Source organism: Mesorhizobium sp. M0815 (assembly GCF_040319995.1).
Lineage (GTDB): Bacteria > Pseudomonadota > Alphaproteobacteria > Rhizobiales > Rhizobiaceae > Mesorhizobium.
The window spans coordinates 83,458-99,598 of the sequence record NZ_JAMYOU010000011.1; the positions used below are offsets into that span (position 1 = coordinate 83,458).

A 16,141-nucleotide genomic window follows, 5' to 3' on the forward strand; every position below is an offset into this window, starting at 1 on the left:
CCAGCTGAGATTTCTGTCCCGTCGTTCAGTAATGCTCGATTTCGGCATGAAAATGTCTCGAATCGGGATTGCCGAACCGGCATGCAAATGGATAATTGGCACATGAAGAGAGTTCGCAAGGCAGTATTCCCGGTTGCCGGTCTCGGCACGCGCTTTCTCCCCGCCACCAAGGCCATTCCCAAGGAAATGCTGACGGTCGTCGACAGGCCGGTCATCCAGTATGTGGTCGATGAGGCGCGCGAAGCCGGGATCGAGCATTTCATCTTCGTGACCGGCCGCAACAAGGCGGTCATCGAGGATCACTTCGATGTCCAGTTCGAGCTCTACGACACGCTTGCGCAGCGTGGCAAGGATGATCAGCTCGCCCGCCTGCAGCGGCTGCAGCCGGCGCCGGGGCAGACCAGCTTCACCCGCCAGCAGGTGCCGCTCGGCCTTGGCCACGCCGTCTGGTGCGCGCGCGAGCTTGTCGGCGACGAGCCCTTTGCGCTGCTGTTGCCCGACATGATCATGCAGTCGGAAAAAAGCTGCATGAAGGACATGGTCGAGCTTTACGCCGAGACCGGCAACAACATCGTCGCCGTGCAGGAATGCGATCCCGCCGAGGCGCACAAATACGGCATTGTCGGCCGCGGCGAGGACGCCCATCACGGTTTCAGCATCACCGGCATGGTGGAAAAGCCGAAGACCGGCACCGCGCCGTCGAACCTCTTCATCAACGGGCGCTATATCCTGCAGCCGGAGATATTCAAGATACTCGAAGGCCAGGAAAAAGGCGCCGGCAACGAGATCCAGCTCACCGATGCAATGCTGAAGCTGCAGAAGCAACAGCCCTTCTACGGCTACCACTACCGCGGGCGGACGTTCGACTGCGGCTCGCCCGAAGGCTTCGTCGAGGCCAACGTTGCCTTCGCACTGTGGCGCAGCGACATGAATGCAAGCATGGCCGGTGTCATTCGCACGCTTCTCGACGAACTCGCGCCGTCAGAACGCCGCGGCGTAGCCTTCTAGCTTCAACACCGGTTCGCGCTGACTGGCTAAAGTGCGCCGCATTCGACCAGCCTTATGCGATGCGCTTTAGGTTCTTGTTTTATGCATGTCGTTATCGCAAAACCGCTGCACACTTTTGCGCGACATGCATTAGCGCTGCAACTTCAAGCCGACGAAGATACTGTTGGCCGTGTAGTCGCGTCCAACCAGGTTGCTGGTCAGTTTTTCAGTCCTGACGCGGGTGGTGAGCCCGGCATAGCGGTTCAGCCACCATGTCAGCCCAGCCTCGGCGCTCAGCGTCAAATCATGATCGTCGGAGCCGGTATAGTCGCGCCATTCAACGCCGAGAGCGGCATTTCCGGTCAGGTTGGCGCGGATTTGCCGCTCGCCGGTGAGGCTGCTGGAATAGAGCATGTCGCCGCTTTCGCCCGCGTTCGTCGTGTTCTCGGCGGTCGTCTGTGCGGTGAGGCCGATCGTGGTGCCGCGTTCCGGCGACCATTTGAGATCGGCATTAACCGTCGCGCCCGAAATCGCCGGCAGGGCGTTGTCGTCGATAGCTTCGCGCAGCCAGCCGACCGAGAACTCGCCGGTAAGCTTCTCGCGGAGATCGAGCTCGACGCCGGCCCGTGCGCCAAGCCGCGTCGAGGAGCGCTGGAAGCCGTTTGGATCGACGCGCAAATCATAAGCGCGCCGGCCGACCTCGATTTCGGTGAACGGAGTGATGGCAGGCGAGATCTCGTAGCCGGTGCGCAAAATGGCCGTATAGAGCGTCGAGTCGCGGCCCTTCTGCGACAGCGATCCCCCCGACGAAAGCTTGGCGTCACCAAAGATGTCGTGCTCGACCGCGCCGGTCAGCGCGAAGCGCATCTTTCCCGCATCCTTCTCGACGGCGAGGCTGCCGCTCACGGTCTGGCGCACCGGCTGCCCAACGGCGCCGACGATGGCGTCCGGCGCCGAGGCCGATTCGGGCACGGCCTCGTAGCCAAGTTTGGCGATGGCGCGCAGATCATTGTCGAGATCGATGTTGAGCGTGCCGTCGACGCGGCCTTGCGCCTCGTGAACGTCATAGCCGGACAACGTCTCGCGGAAGATGCCATAGCCCTCAATCGTCGCCGAATTCTCCCGCCAGTCGGAGACGGCGTTGAAGCGCAGCGTCGTTTCCGACAGCAATGCCGGCTTGCCGAGGCTGCTCGAATCGGCGTTTGTTGAATACGTCAGGCCTTGCTCGAGCGTCGGCCGGATCACGAAGGAGCCGAGCTGGATGCCGGTGGCGGCGAACGGGTCGTCCTCGTTCTTCTTGTCCTGGCCTTCGATGGCTTCGGTGCGCTCGGCGCCGGGGTCGAGCTTGAGCCTTTCGGCGGAATCGATGGTCACCGCACGGCGGTTGGCCGTATCCTGCTCGTCTATGGCGGCGGTGTCGGTGTCGTCGGTCGTCGGCGTCGCTGCAGTCGCAGTGGCGCCTCTCTTGCGCTTCTTGTTGTCCACGGCCTCATCTTTGGCCTTGCCGTCTTCGACGGCGCGTTGCGTTGCGCTCGGCCGCCGTCGTGGCGGCGGAGCAGGGTCGGCAAACGGGTCGTCGCTGGCCGCTGGTGGATCGAAAGTGCCGCCGGTTGTGGCCGCCGCCTCGCCCGTGCCGTCGTCAGGCAAGGCCCCCGGGCTGGCCGGACGATAGGTAGGCAGCGGCGTATCGTCGTTGGCGGTTGCAGCAGCCATGCCCAACTGCCTGATCCTGTACTGCTGGTCGTCCAGGATTGTCGATTCCGAAACCTCACCGCGCAGCTCGGTTTCCTGGGCGCAAAGCAGTGCCGGACGCGACAACGCAAGGACACTGGTTGCCAGCAGCAAAGCGCAAACCGCGTTGCCCTTTCGTCCTATTTTGTTTTGAGGCTGAAACCCGGACATCGGCACCACTGCTTGCGCGGCGCACGCGCGCCATACTTACGAAACCGTAAATGGGGATGGTTAACGGAGCGTTGAGGGATCGCCCGCCAAGGTGTTCTGGGCGGCAATTCCGTTGGACAGGCGCGCGCCGAAGCGCTAATCGCATCGTCCATGGACGTGAAATCCCCAGACAGGAAGCCGCTCGACGAGCAGGCCGCGATTGCCTCGGCGCTGAGAACGGTGGCGACAGAGCAGGCCGGCGTCGCGGCACTGGCAGACGCGCTCGAAAACGGGCTGGCCGAGCCGTTCGCACGGGCGGTCGACATGGTGTCGCAGATCGATGGCCGCGTCATCGTCACCGGGGTCGGCAAAAGCGGCCATATCGGCTCGAAGATCGCCGCAACGCTCGCTTCGACCGGCACGCCGGCCTTCTTCGTCCACCCTGCCGAAGCCAATCACGGCGACCTCGGCATGATCGCTCGGAACGACGCCATCATCGCCCTGTCGTGGTCGGGGGAAAGCCTCGAGCTCAAGGGCATCATCGCCTATTCCAGGCGCTTCTCGATCCCGCTGGTCGCGGTCACCGCCGGCGAAAAATCGGCTCTGGCGCGTGCAGCCGACGTGGTGCTTCTGCTGCCGCGAGCCCCGGAAGCCTGTCCGCACGGCCTTGCGCCGACGACCTCGACGCTGCTGCAAATGGTGATGGGCGATGCGCTGGCCATCGCGTTGCTCGAGGCGCGCGGCTTCACCCCGGACCATTTCCGAACGTTCCATCCCGGCGGCCAGCTCGGAGCCAACCTGACGCAGATCCGCGAGATCATGCATGTCGGCGACAGGCTGCCTCTGGTGTCGTCCGGCACCGGCATGCGCGAGGCGATCCTCGAATTGTCGCGCAAGGGGTTTGGCTGCGTGGCGGTCACTTCGGCGGACGGCAAGCTGATCGGCATCATCACCGATGGCGACATCAGGCGCCATATCGGCAGCGATCTTCTGGCCATGAGCGTCGATCAGGTGATGACCAGAGAGCCAAAAATGGCGGCGCCCGACACACTGGTTGCGACGGCGCTGCAGACGATCAACGATTCTGCCATTACCAGCCTGATGGTGGTCGAAGGCAGACGGCCGATCGGGCTCGTCCATCTGCACGACCTGCTGCGCATCGGTGCTGCCTAGCGGGCTTCTAGACTGCCTCGACCGTCAGTTCCAGGTCGGTGTCGGCGGCACCGGTCACGCGCACCTGCGTGCCGGCCGGCAGGTCAGGGCCGGAGACGCGCCACAACGTGTCGCCGAGCTTGATGCGGCCGCGCCCATCCTTGATCGGCTCGGCAAGGGTCGCCGTCCGGCCGACCATCTGCGCGCCGCGCCGGTTGAGCAGCGGCTGGTCGGTTTCCTCATGCCGCCCGCCCACCAGCCGCTTGCCGACATAGGCCGAGACCAGCGACAGCGCGAGGAAGGCGAGGACCTGGACCTGCCAGCTCCAGAAACCGGCGTCCCAGATGAGCAGCGAGACGACGCCGATCAACAGCGCGGCAATGCCGATCCACAGCATGAAAATGCCCGGCGCGACGACCTCCATCACCAGCAGGACGAAGCCGAGGACCATCCAGCTCCACGGACCGAGTTCGGAAATGATGCGATCGAACATGGCCTCAGGTCTCGCTGGGACGAACCACGGGCGGGCGGGCCTGCCGTGCTGGACTGGCGGTGCCTTCGCCCTTGAAAACTTCCCTGGCGATTTCACCAATGCCGCCGAGCGTGCCGATCAGTGAGGAAGCCTCTATCGGCATCAGCACGAGTTTGCTGTTTGTCGCTGCACCGATCCTGGTCAGCGCTTCTGTGTATTTCAGCGCGACAAAGTAGTTGAGCGCCTGCACGTCACCCTTGGAAATCGCCTCCGATACCACCTGCGTGGCGCGTGCTTCAGCCTCGGCCGAGCGCTCGCGCGCCTCGGCATCGCGGAAGGCGGCTTCCTTGCGGCCCTCGGCCTCTAGGATCTGCGATTGCTTGAGGCCTTCGGCGGCGAGGATCTGGGCGCGCTTGTTGCGCTCGGCCATCATCTGGCGGCCCATCGATTCGACGAGATTGGCCGGTGGATTGATGTCCTTGATCTCGACACGGGTGATCTTGATACCCCAGGGGTGCGCGGCCTCATCAACGACGCGCAGCAGGCGCTCGTTGATGGCATCACGGTTTGACAACAGCTCGTCGAGGTCCATCGAGCCCATCACGGTGCGGATGTTGGTCATCGTCAAATTGAGGATAGCGTTCTGCAGGCCGGCGACCTGGTAGGCGGCCTGCGCCGCGTTGAGCACCTGATAGAAGGCAACGCCGTCGACGGCCACGGTGGCGTTGTCGCGGGTGATGATCTCCTGGGTCGGAACGTCGAGCACCTGCTCCATCATGTTCATCTTGGCGCCGATACGGTCGACGAAGGGCACGATGAGGTTGAGGCCCGGGCTCAATGTCTTGGTGTAACGGCCAAAGCGTTCGACGGTATAATTGTAGCCTTGCGGAATTGTCCGGATGCCCTTGAAAAGCACCAGCACGACAAGGGCGACAAGAACAAGAAGCGCAATATCGAAACCACTGAAACCCATTTTGGCTCTCCCCTCAAAGGCCATGTTGGACATTGCCACGCGGCCGATTCCACCAAACACTTAAGTGTGTTTCAGCAATGTTACAATCAGGTGATCACGGATTGCGGGTGCATGGACGGCGGGATCCATTCAAGCCCAGCCGGACAGCTCGCGCCGCACCATTGCCTCGATCACCGCCATGCCCTCTGCACTGTCGTTGAGGCAAGGGATGTGCGCGAACTTTTCGCCGCCGGCATGGTGGAAGGTCTCGGCCGCTTCCCTGCCGATCTCGTCCAGCGTCTCGATGCAATCGACGGAAAAGCCCGGATTGACGATGGCGACCGATTTCACGCCTTCGCGCCCCAGTCTTTCGACTGTCTTGTCGGTGTAGGGTTGCAGCCATTCCTGCGCGCCGAAGCGCGACTGGAAGGTGGTGATCAGCTTGTTCTCATCCCAGCCGAGCTTTTCGCGCAGCAGCCGCGTCGTCTCCAGGCAATGCGCCTGGTAGGGATCGCCCTTGTCGGAGTAGGATTTCGGAATACCGTGATAGGAGGCGATGACGATTTCCGGATCGAAGTCGAGGCTCGCCAGATGCCCTTCGATCGAACGGGCGAGCCCCTCGATATAGGCCGGCTCGTTGTAATAGGGGGGCACGCTGCGAATGGCTGGGGCGCGGCGCATCTTCATCAGCGCGCGAAACAACTGGTCGTTGGCGGTCGCAGTCGTCGTCGCCGAATATTGCGGATAGAGCGGGAAAGACAGGATGCGGTCGCAGCCTTGCTCGACCAGTCTGTTGGCCACGCTCTCGGTCGAAGGGTTGCCGTAGCGCATCGCCCAATCGACGATCACATGGGATAAATCGCCGAGCGCAAGCCCGAGTTTCTCGGACTGGGCACGGGTATAGGTGCGCAGCGGCGACTCGTTGCGCTCCCGGTTCCATATCCTGGCATAGTTGGCGCCCGACTTCTTCGGCCGGGTGGTGAGGACCAGGCCGTAGAGGATCGGATACCAGACCGCCTTGTTGAGTTCGATGACGCGCGGATCGGACAGAAATTCCCTGAGATAGCGCCACATCGGCTTGAAGTCGGTGCCGTCCGGGGTGCCGAGATTGATCAGCATGACACCGACCTTGCCTGTCCCGACCGGAGGGTGTCCTGCCGGGAGCGCGCCGGCGGTCGTTTCGGCTTTGCTTTCAGCAGGGTTGGCAAGCGTCATGGGGTTCTCCAACACCGCGAAACCAGCGGTGCCGCGGCGAAGGTAGCGATGCCGCGCCGGTTTTCAAATGCAGCGTCTGGCCGCACCTTATCCCAGAAATGCAGCACCCGCCCGGTTTGCCGGGCGGGTGCATTGCGTTCCTGCGGCCGGATTACTTCGAGGCCGCCGGGATAGTCAAGGTTGCGCCGACCGGCAGCCGGCGTGGCTCGTAGGCTTTGTTGGCATCGAAGATCATTTTCCATTTGGTACCGTCGCCATAGGCCTTCACCGCGAGATCCCAATAGGTATCGCCGGCGACGATTACATGGCTGCTTTCGGCCGGTGCCGGCTCAGCCGGCTTGGCGGGCTCGGCAGGTTTTGCCGGCTCACTTGGGGCCGGTTCACTCGGGGCCGGCTGACTCGGGGCAGGCGCCGTCTCGGCCGGTTTGGCCGGTACAGCCGGAGCAGGGGTGGCCGGAGCCGGTGTGGCCGGAGCCGCAGGTGCCGCCGGCTGGGCCGGCTCGGCGGGTGCGGGGGCCGCCGGCGCGGTTTCAGCCGGGACGGCCGGTGGTGTTTTGGAAATGTCGCCGGAGCCGGCCGGCATTTCGGGCATTGCCGGCTCAGCAGGCTTTATCGGCGCTGCCTCAGCAGGTTTTGGCGGTTCGGCCGGGTTGGCTGGTTCCGCGGCCGGGGCTCCGGTCGCGGCGATCTCGGTGATGCGGCCGTCGAGCTTCGGCGTATAGGGCCGGTGCGCGCCGAGGTAATCGGCGACGACCTGTTCCAGCCCCGGGCCGTAATCATAGGCGTTCTTGGCCTTCTCGGCGAATACCTTGTAGCCGTCACCGCCCTGGCGGACATAGTTGTTGGTGGCGACCAGATAGTCCTTGTCCGGTTTGATCGGCGTCCAGGCGCCGCCTTCCATGACCTCGACCGATTTGACGCGTCCATTAGGCGGCGCCGATTTGTCGAACGCATATTTCAGGCCGGCAACCTGCGGGAAGCGCCCGGCGCCGTCCTCGACCTGACTGAGGCCGCTTTCCAGGCCGGCAACCAGATCCTTGCCGGTGATCTGGAAGGTCGCCAGCGTGTTCTGAAACGGCAGCACAGTGAGAACCTCGCCCATGGTGACGGTGCCTTGGTCGATCGAGGCGCGCAAGCCGCCGCCATTCGAGATGACGATCTCGACACCTTGGCCCTTGACCCGGTCGAGGACGGCGTCGGAGACCAGATTGCCCATCTCGCATTCGCGGGCGCGGCAGTTTTCGCGGCTGCCGTCGATCGCCTTGGTGGTCTCGGCGACTTCCTTGTTCTTCAAAGCCTCGATCGGGGCGCCGAGTTCCTTGATGCGGGCAAGCACGGCGGGGTCGGGCGTGATCGATTTGTCGAGATGAATGGGATCGCCGCTTGCCTCTTTGACGACGCCATTGTCGTCGAAGACGACCTTGAACTCGCCGAGATATTTCGAATAGGACGCCGCCTGCACGACCGGCACTTTGTAGCCGTCCGGATTGTCGACCATCGTCGGATAAGGGCCTTCCGCCTTGGGGTCGGTGTTGGACAGCAGCGAGTGGCTGTGGCCGCCGACCACCACGTCGACGCCCGGGATCTTGGCGATCACGTCGCGTTCTCGCTTGTAGCCGATATGGGTGACCGCGATGATCTTGTTGACGCCCTCTCGCTTCAGTTTCTCGACCTCGGCGGTGATCGACTTGACGTCGTCCTCGATGGCGATGTTCGGGCCAGGCGTGGCAAGCTCCGGCGTGTCGTTGGTGACCGCGCCGACGATGCCGATCTTCTGGCCGCCGACCTCGACCACGATCGACGGCTTGACGCGGTCGCCGAGCTTGGATTGCGCATTGGCCTTCACATTGGCGCCGAGCACCGGAAACTGGATCATGTCGAGGAACGGCGCCAGCGCCGACTCGCCATCGTCGAACTCATGGTTGCCGACCACCTCGGCATCGAATTTCATCTGGTTGAGGAATTCGCCTTCGGTCTTGCCCTTGTAGGTCGTGTAGAAGAGCGAGCCCTGGAAATTGTCGCCGGCGCTGAGCAGCAGCACGTTCTGGCCTTGCAGCTTCTTGCGCTCCTGCGCGATCGCGGTGACCAGGCGGCCGGCGCCGCCGACGCATTCGCCCTTGGTCTCCTCCTCGGCCGAGCAGGTCGATTCATACTTGTTGTTGCTCTCGATGCGGCTGTGCCAGTCGTTGATGTGCAGGATGTTCAGCGTGTAGTCGGCAAAGGAAACGCCTGCCGACAGGCCAAGCGCCGATGCCGACAGCGCGGCGATGGCAGCGATCTTCTTCATTCTCGTCTCCCGGATAACTTGAGTACAGCGCCGCGCGTCATTTGGGACGCGCAAAGTACCAATTTTATTTTGCGCATGATCCTTTCCGAAAATCGACTCCGATTTTCGGGGTCATGCGCAGACGCGTTTAAAGCTCTTGTTTGACTGGGATGTAACAGCCCTCTCGGGCCATGTTCACATCGCGTTTCAGTCGATGCAAGCGGAAATCGGCATCAGCTTTGCCGGCGTAAAAAGGCTTTGCCGGCGTAAAAAGCGGCGGCTTGAAGCCGCCGCCCTTTTGCAAAGTCAATTCGGAATCGGATTTCAGGTGCGCCTGGTCAGCACAAAATTCTGCCCGCTCGCGCTGGTGCAATTGAGCTGGCTTGTGGAGACCATCAGGCAGTTGAAGCTGATCGGCGTCTGGCGGATCAACGAAGTGCCATGGATCTCGACCGAGGTGCCGCCGGTCATGGTGTAGCTGCCATCGGCAAGCTTCTGGCCGGTGTCGGTTGCGACGGTCGCGAAGCTGCCGCCCTTGAAGGTGGACAAGCCCGTGCCCTGCGCGTCGATCCAGGAGCCTTCAACCCCTTTGGCCGTGATCACCGGCGGCTCGCCTGGGCCGGTTGTGGTGCAGGCCGCCAACGCGACCGTAGCGGCCGCGGCAATGCCAGCCGAAAGCAGTCTTTGCGCGATCGTCATCTTCAAAATCCTCTCCTCTCGCATCGGCCCGAAAATCGATCCGATTTTCGGAAAGCACGATGCTCACATTCAAAGTGCTAGAGCGTACTTTGTGCGTCCAAATGGACGCACGTCGCTCTAGGCCGCTCCTCTTCAATCGCCCGATTTCCGGGCGATTGCAAGCTGGCGGAGTGTCGACGCAACGCTGCTATCGAACGAGGATGTTGCGGAATTGCCACGGGTCTTTGGTGTCGAGGTCCTCGGAAAACAGACCAGGTCGATTGTCGAGCGGTGTCCAGTCGGTATAATAGCTCCTGACCGGCCCGAGATATGGGTTCTGCACGTCGAGGCAGCGCTTGTAATCCATCTCGTCGGCTTCGACGATGCCGGCCTCGGGATTTTCCAGCGCCCAAACCATGCCGGCCAGCACCGCCGACGTGACCTGCATGCCGGTGGCGTTCTGGTAGGGCGCCAGCTTGCGCGCCTCGGCCAGCGACAACTGCGAGCCGTACCAGTAGGCGTTCTTGGCGTGACCGTAGAGCAGCACGCCGAGTTCGTCGATGCCATCGACCAGTTCGTTTTCGTCGAGCACGTGATGCACGGGCTGAGCCTCGCCGGCGGCACCGAACATCTCGTGCAGTGACAGCACGGCGTCGTTGCAGGGATGATAGGCGTAATGGCAGGTCGGCCGGTACTGCACCTTGCCCTTCTTGCCGCGCAAGGTGAAGAAATCGGCAATTGAAATCGCCTCATTATGCGTCACCAGGAAGCCGTATTGCTGACCGGGCGTCGGGCACCATGTGCGCACGCGCGTGTTGGCGCCGGGCTGCTCCAGAAAGATCGCGGCCTTCGAGCCGTTCTTGTGTTTTTTGGCGTTCTTCGGCATCCACGTCTCATGCGTGCCCCAACCGAGCTCGGCCGGCTGCAGGCCTTCCGAAATGAAGCCTTCGACCGACCAGGTGTTCCAGAACACGTTCATCGGCTTGGGTTTCTTGGTGCGCTGGGTGTCGCGCTCGGCGATATGGATGCCCTTGACGCCGGCTTTCTTCATCAGCCTGGCCCAGCCTTCGCGATCGTGCTGCGCGGGCTCCGAGAAATCGAGGCCAAGATCTGTGGCGAGGTTGACCAGCGCCTGCTTGACGAACCACGAGACCATGCCCGGATTGGCGCCGCAGCACGAGATCGCCGTGGTGCCGCCTGGGTTCTTCGCGATTTCAGTACGCACCGTCTCGCGCAGCGCATAGTTGGTGCGTGAGGCATTGTCGGCCTTTTCGTCGAAATAAAAGCCGAGCCAGGGCTCGACCACCGTGTCGATATAGAGGACGCCAAGCTTGCGGCAGAGCTTCATGAGTTCGAGCGAGGAAGTGTCGACCGACAGGTTGACGCAAAAGCCCTGGCCGCCGCCATTGGTCAAAAGCGGTGTCAGCAGCTTCTTGTAGTTCTTCTTGGTCACCGCGTCCTGCATGAAGGTGATGCCGCGCTCGTCGAGCAATTTGCGGTCGGTGTCGCGCGGGTCGATGACCGTCATGCGCGACTTGTCGAATTTGAAATGGCGCTCGATCAGCGGCAGCGTTCCCCGTCCGATCGAGCCGAAGCCGATCATCACCACAGGGCCGGTGATCTCACCGTAAACGGGCCAGTTTTCATTCACCATTTATCGATTACTCCCTCAAAAAACGCTTCGGAACAGCGGCTTGGCCGCGGCGCGACAAACCATAGATCATTGTCACAATAAAGCGAAAATCGGACGGCCGGCGTTACGCCGCGCCATCCCGGCTACGGCTCGACCAGACTTGCAAACTCCGGCTTGAAGAGGGCACGTGCCTCGGAGACCGGCAGTTCCAGCAGATCGTCGGCGCAGGCCTGGATGGCATGCGGCAGGGTCTGGAGCCCGAACACCAGAACCTGCTTGTCGCCCTCGCGCCAGAGGCTGGCAGCCAAATTTTCGTCGATCAGATCGTCGATGCCGCATTCGGCTTCGTGATCAATATCGGTCTGATCGCTCGGTTTCTTGCGCCGCTGCTTGACGAAGGAGGCGAGGGAAGGACCGGGCTTGCCATCTATCGTATCCAAGAAAATGTCCTGAAGGCCGAGCAGGACGCCGCGCCGCACATCCATGATGTAGGCGTCCGAATAGTTGGTCGGATGCGCTCCGCCGCAGAAGATGCTGCCGGACTCCCGCCAGCTCATCAGCCGCGGAGTCAGCGAGGTCACTTCGAATGTGCTGTCCTCATAGCCGCCGAGTGTGCCGCCGTTCACACCGTCAATCGGCCCGCCTTCGTTGAAACCGGCATACTGCGCCGCCACGCAGCCCAGTGCGCCGATGTTGGCGCGCCAGTGCCTGTCTTGCAGCAGAGCGTTCGCGGCCTCGATTGGAACGTCGCCGGACAGTTCGACAATGCGCGGCGTGGCAAATTGGTGCGGGGGTCGACGACATAGCGGTAGGTTGCGTCCGGCCAACCAGTCGTCTTGCCGTTATCGAGCTGAGTGTCCACCCGCAGATAGTCATAAGGGGACGTTTCCATGGTGAGCGGCGTGTCATTGCCGAAGAACTTCATGAAGCTGAAATCGTAGAGATCGAGCGGGCTGCTGGGCTCGTTCTCGGTCACCTGCCGACTTGCGACCCGTTCCAATCTGAGCGGCAGCGCGCTCTTTCCGTTCCAGCTGCCTTCAAGGGTTTTGCCGTTACTGGATGAGGCCAGGCGCCAGACGGCGGCAATCGGCGCAGCCTTTCCGTCATCGCAATTGTCGGCGCCGCATGCCTCCTCCTCGGCCAGTTCGAACTTGCTGCCCTTTTGAGACCGGGCCTGCAGCGGGATGTCGACGCCCTTCGAGCGGTAGAAATAGCGGCCGGCCAGCGGGCCGCCGGGCGCGGCGGGGTCGCCGGTGAATTCGACGACGATATCGCTCTTTCCAAGCTTGCCGGCATAAGTCACCGGCTCCGCCTCGGCTGCTGTCGACAGTACCAGGATCGCGGCCATTAACGTGACCGGCCTGCTAAGATGCTGGATCATTTTTCCCCCAAGCCGCAAGTTACAGCTGTCTTGCGCCAGCAGTCACGGTCGGCTGTCAGGCCCTTATAGTCAAGTTGTGCCTCGTCCCGCACCTGAGGCTGCTCAGCGAAAAGACGCGGCGAGCGCCGCCCCTGGTGCGGATGGCGCATCCGCCCGTTTCAGCGGGTTTTTGTCCTCGGCGCGGCTGTGGAGGCTCGAACCACCAGTTCTACCGGCAGAACGACTTGGCGGGGGGCTTCATTGTCAAGGACCATTCGGGCGGCAAGCCGGCCTTTTCCGATCACGTCTTGTGCGACAGTGGTCATCGGAGGCGTGGTGCGTGCGGATTCAGCGGTGCCATCGAAGCCGACGACCGACACGTGGCCCGGCACGTCTATGCCGCGGCGAACCGCCTCGTCCAGGATCGTGATCGCCTGCCAGTCCGACATGGTCAGGATCGCGGTTGCTTCAGGCGCCCTGTCGAACACCACTGCTCCGGCAGATGGCTCGCCCGGGATCGTCTCGATGATCGGGGCATCGTCGATCGACAAATTCGCCTCCGCCAAACCCTGTTTGAAACCGTCGAGCCTTTCATCGTCGAGCGGGAAGCCGGCCAGAAGCGGGCGCGTTGCCTTTCCGGGCATGTGGACAATCGGCGGGCCGGGAGACCGGCGCACCGAAAGGATGGCAAAATGCCGGTGCCCCAGCCCGGTCAAGTGCCGGACGGCAGCAACCGCGCCACTCCTGCCGTCGATCTTTATCGAATTGATGTCGGGACCTGCGTCGCTTTCGAGAATGACGAAGGGCAGACGGCGTCTCTGGACCGAAATTATGAGACCAATGTCGGCGCTGTGACCAAGGATAAAGCCGTCAACCAGGGCATCGCGGATGCTGGCGAAGCGCGTGTTGTCGGTGCCGTTTACAAGGCTGAGCGTCGTTCCAGCCTCGTCGCAGGCGAGCGAAACGCCGAGCACCAGCTCGCGGCCGTATGGGCTTCTCATCACTTCGGAGATGGCGTAGGCGCCAGGCGGCATGAACCCGATGGCATTGAACTTGCCGTCCCGCAGCAATCGTCCTTTCGGATCGGGGCCGCCAAACCCGAGCGCTCGCGCGGCCGCTTCGACGCGCTCGCGCAATTCGGGCCTGACCAGCTCCGGCCGGTTGAAGACGTTGGAGACAGTCCCCCGGGAAACTCCGGCAGCCTTGCCGACATCGGCTAGGGTGGGCATTGGCGATTCACTCGTTTTCCCTGAGGTAGACCATTTTTTGGAGCGCTCCAAGAATTTTATTGACTCAAAACCAAAATAGGGGGATCGTGCTCCTTGGAGCGCTCCAAGAGCATATACTGAGGGTGTTTCTGCGACTGAGACACCGAGAATCGTCACATGGCATGGTCGCAGCGGCCAATGCCCAAGGAGAGGATGATGGCAGAAACCGATGCTTTTCCAGCCTCGCTCGTAGGCAAGACGTTCGACTGCGTTTTCGGCCCCTTCGTACCACGGCTGACGTTTCTTTCGCCGCAGGAATTGCATATCCAGGCGTCGATCGGGACCACTGAAATCGACGAGGTGGTCAAGGTCGGCCTGACCAGCGTGCGTCCGAATCTCGTGCTCGCGAGTTGGACGGAGCAGAGCGGCAACTTCATTGTGCAGTTGCAGGATCACGAGAACCGGATCGTCCATAATTATGCGCGGCTGGCCGATGGGCAGCTCTTCTGTGCTCAGGGCGCCATTCAAGCCGTTCCGGCGTGAGGGGAGGAAAATGCGATGGAACTCGCTTATGACAGTCATCTGCTTGCTCGAATTCTGCTGAGCGTCGCGACCGTGGGTTACGGTGTAGCGACGATCAAAGCCGACTTGAACGCCACCCACGCCACCAATCCACTGTGGACTCCCCATGCCCGGTTTCACGTCGTCTGGCAGGTGCTGAGCTATACCGGGGTGGCGCTGATTGCCCTCGGACTCATCTGGATCAAGGGGCAACTCGAAGCCGAGCGGCTCTATCTCGCCGGCGGATTGGCCGCGGCCATGTATGGGGCATTCTTCGCGGCCATGCTCTCGCGGTCGATCTATGGTGGCGTGCTGTATGACGAGAACGGCTACCCGCCGTTCCGGCCGCCGTTTGGACCGGCGGGCTGGCGGTGGGATGTCAACGTCACCGTCTTTGCCGCGATGTCGGCGATCCTGCTGCTGGGCCTGGCTGCGATTTAGGGCAATTCCGGGAAAAGTGTGAGACGGTTTTCCGTCCGGAATTGCGCAAGAACAAAGAGGTGGAGCGGTTCGGCGTTTCCGTGAAACGATGAACTGCTCTAGGACAGCGCCAGCGCCCTAAGCCACGCGACCAGCCGGTCACGATCGGCGGTCATCCCCTTGTAGTCGAGCTGGGCCTCGTCCAGCGCCAGAAGTTGTTCGGCCAAGGACGCTGCGAGCGCCGCACGGTCGCGGTGGCGCTCCAGCACGGCGAGCGGGTCGAGATGGATGCGGATGGTGAAGAGTACGTCGCCCGAAACGGGGAGTTTTCTCAGCGTCTGCCGCTCGACGCGGATAAAGGCATGGGCGTCGATGTCACCGTCCGGGAATCTCGACGGGCGACTGCTGGCGCGGTCGATGCGTTCGACATTGGAGAGCGGATGGTAGAGCGCGTCGCCCGCCTGGATCGACCAGTTGTAGCGCTCGACGGCTTGGCCCTGGAGGCCGTCGAACATGCGGTTGATGAGATCGGCCGGGCGTGTGCCTGGACCGAAACCCGGTACCGGCGCATGGATCTGCTGCAGCGGCTTGCCGAATTTTTCGGTCAGCGACCATGACGAGGGGAAGCAGAGCGAGCCGGCCGCCAGACGCCAGCCGCTCTCGTCGCGGCGCATCAGGATCAAATCCTCCTGGACGAGCAACGAGGCCGCGACAAGCGGCGCATCGCTGAAAGAAGCTGCGGTGCCTGAGCCTACAAGACTGTCGGTGCCGCCGATCACCACGATCCCGTTGTCGGTACGCCTGTGGGTCCCAGGAAAGTTCGCCGCCAGATGCGCACCGAGCAGATCGAGCACTTCGCGTTGGGCGTCGCGTGTGGCTTGCTCCTCGACAAAAACCTTGTCTGGAATTTCGGCATAAAGCCGGCGTTTCTCGGCAAGATAGGGCAGCAGATATTCGTCGATCTCGATCCATCTATCTAGATTGAGCGGCTTCAGCCCGATGGTGAACAGTTTCGACGAGCCGTCATAGGGTGTGTGGGTCGGTGGGCGGAAACTCATGCTTCTTTGTAGGCTTCCAGTGCGGCAGCGGCCATTCTCGCCGTGAATTCGGTGATTTCGTAATCGGCGGCGCCTGCCTTGGCGAAGGGATCGTCCGCCAGTCTGGCATCGAGCACGTCGCGTGGACCGCGCGCGATGATGATGCCGCCGGTCCTCGGCCGCTTCGGCCCGGAGGCGACAAAAATGCCTTCCGCATAACAGGCCTTCAGCCACTCGACATGCGCTTGCTGCAGGCTGTCGATCTCGGTCAGCGGCACCGTATACTTCAGCGAAACCACGAACATTGTTGTCTCCCGAT

Annotated in this window: 16 protein-coding genes; 4 read left to right on the plus strand and 12 right to left on the minus strand. The window is 62.3% G+C overall.

From position 1 onward, the window contains the following. The first annotated feature begins 102 nt into the window (after positions 1–102). On the plus strand, positions 103–1,008 hold the full coding sequence (galU, locus tag NKI01_RS14645) for a UTP--glucose-1-phosphate uridylyltransferase GalU (RefSeq protein ID WP_023719094.1): 906 nt from the start codon (positions 103–105) through the stop codon (positions 1,006–1,008). A 129-nt stretch (positions 1,009–1,137) separates the two neighbouring features. On the opposite strand, the gene NKI01_RS14650 is transcribed toward galU, so the two are convergent. Continuing rightward, entirely contained in the window at positions 1,138–2,889 is a 1,752-nt protein-coding gene (locus NKI01_RS14650) for an outer membrane beta-barrel protein (RefSeq protein WP_352963666.1), read from the minus strand. A gap of 150 nt (positions 2,890–3,039) precedes the next feature. On the opposite strand from NKI01_RS14650, the gene NKI01_RS14655 reads away from it, so the two are divergent. Next, complete coding sequence (locus NKI01_RS14655; protein ID WP_023719096.1) at positions 3,040–4,041, plus strand: KpsF/GutQ family sugar-phosphate isomerase; 1,002 nt, start codon at positions 3,040–3,042, stop codon at positions 4,039–4,041. 7 nt (positions 4,042–4,048) lie between these two features. Here the strand turns inward: NKI01_RS14655 and NKI01_RS14660 are convergent, their stop codons facing one another. From NKI01_RS14660 to NKI01_RS14700, 9 genes are all read right to left on the minus strand, one after another. Beyond that, positions 4,049–4,513: an NfeD family protein gene (locus NKI01_RS14660; RefSeq protein WP_023719097.1), complete on the minus strand. Its 465-nt coding sequence runs from the start codon at positions 4,511–4,513 to the stop codon at positions 4,049–4,051. 4 nt (positions 4,514–4,517) lie between these two features. After that, a complete protein-coding gene (locus NKI01_RS14665; protein ID WP_023719098.1) occupies positions 4,518–5,465 on the minus strand; it encodes an SPFH domain-containing protein in 948 nt (315 codons plus the stop codon). A gap of 129 nt (positions 5,466–5,594) precedes the next feature. Next, positions 5,595–6,659, minus strand: a complete 1,065-nt coding sequence (gene hemH, locus NKI01_RS14670; protein ID WP_023719099.1) for a ferrochelatase — start codon at positions 6,657–6,659, stop codon at positions 5,595–5,597. 151 nt (positions 6,660–6,810) lie between these two features. Continuing rightward, a complete protein-coding gene (locus NKI01_RS14675; protein WP_352590577.1) occupies positions 6,811–8,946 on the minus strand; it encodes a 5'-nucleotidase C-terminal domain-containing protein in 2,136 nt (711 codons plus the stop codon). A gap of 303 nt (positions 8,947–9,249) precedes the next feature. After that, positions 9,250–9,624 (minus strand): outer membrane lipoprotein Omp10, encoded by a 375-nt coding sequence (gene omp10 / locus NKI01_RS14680; protein ID WP_023720183.1) that lies wholly within the window; start codon positions 9,622–9,624, stop codon positions 9,250–9,252. A 187-nt stretch (positions 9,625–9,811) separates the two neighbouring features. After that, positions 9,812–11,257: a homospermidine synthase gene (locus NKI01_RS14685; RefSeq protein WP_023720184.1), complete on the minus strand. Its 1,446-nt coding sequence runs from the start codon at positions 11,255–11,257 to the stop codon at positions 9,812–9,814. A 122-nt stretch (positions 11,258–11,379) separates the two neighbouring features. Next, the gene (locus tag NKI01_RS14690; protein WP_352963669.1) at positions 11,380–11,862 is read right to left on the minus strand and encodes a hypothetical protein; all 483 of its coding nucleotides are present in this window, start codon (positions 11,860–11,862) and stop codon (positions 11,380–11,382) included. Then, entirely contained in the window at positions 11,859–12,584 is a 726-nt protein-coding gene (locus NKI01_RS14695) for a hypothetical protein (protein WP_352963672.1), read from the minus strand. Before NKI01_RS14695 ends, NKI01_RS14690 begins: the two co-directional genes overlap by 4 nt. 191 nt (positions 12,585–12,775) lie before the next feature. Beyond that, on the minus strand, positions 12,776–13,825 hold the full coding sequence (locus NKI01_RS14700; protein ID WP_352481942.1) for a LacI family DNA-binding transcriptional regulator: 1,050 nt from the start codon (positions 13,823–13,825) through the stop codon (positions 12,776–12,778). Positions 13,826–14,020: 195 nt separating this feature from the next. Here NKI01_RS14700 and NKI01_RS14705 point away from each other — a divergent pair, with 195 nt between their 5' ends. Next, on the plus strand, positions 14,021–14,347 hold the full coding sequence (locus tag NKI01_RS14705; RefSeq protein ID WP_156948115.1) for a MoaF-related domain-containing protein: 327 nt from the start codon (positions 14,021–14,023) through the stop codon (positions 14,345–14,347). A gap of 15 nt (positions 14,348–14,362) precedes the next feature. Next, positions 14,363–14,806 (plus strand): DUF6640 family protein, encoded by a 444-nt coding sequence (locus tag NKI01_RS14710; protein ID WP_352963675.1) that lies wholly within the window; start codon positions 14,363–14,365, stop codon positions 14,804–14,806. A 98-nt stretch (positions 14,807–14,904) separates the two neighbouring features. Here NKI01_RS14710 and NKI01_RS14715 read toward each other — a convergent pair whose 3' ends face one another. Together NKI01_RS14715 and NKI01_RS14720 are read right to left on the minus strand one after the other, a co-directional pair. Further along, positions 14,905–15,843 carry a heme-dependent oxidative N-demethylase family protein gene (locus NKI01_RS14715; protein ID WP_352481946.1) on the minus strand — a complete coding sequence of 313 codons (939 nt, stop codon included), beginning with the start codon at positions 15,841–15,843 and terminating at the stop codon, positions 14,905–14,907. Beyond that, positions 15,840–16,127: a YciI family protein gene (locus NKI01_RS14720; protein ID WP_023720190.1), complete on the minus strand. Its 288-nt coding sequence runs from the start codon at positions 16,125–16,127 to the stop codon at positions 15,840–15,842. The genes NKI01_RS14715 and NKI01_RS14720 overlap by 4 nt, the downstream gene beginning before the upstream one ends. Positions 16,128–16,141 lie beyond the last annotated feature (14 nt).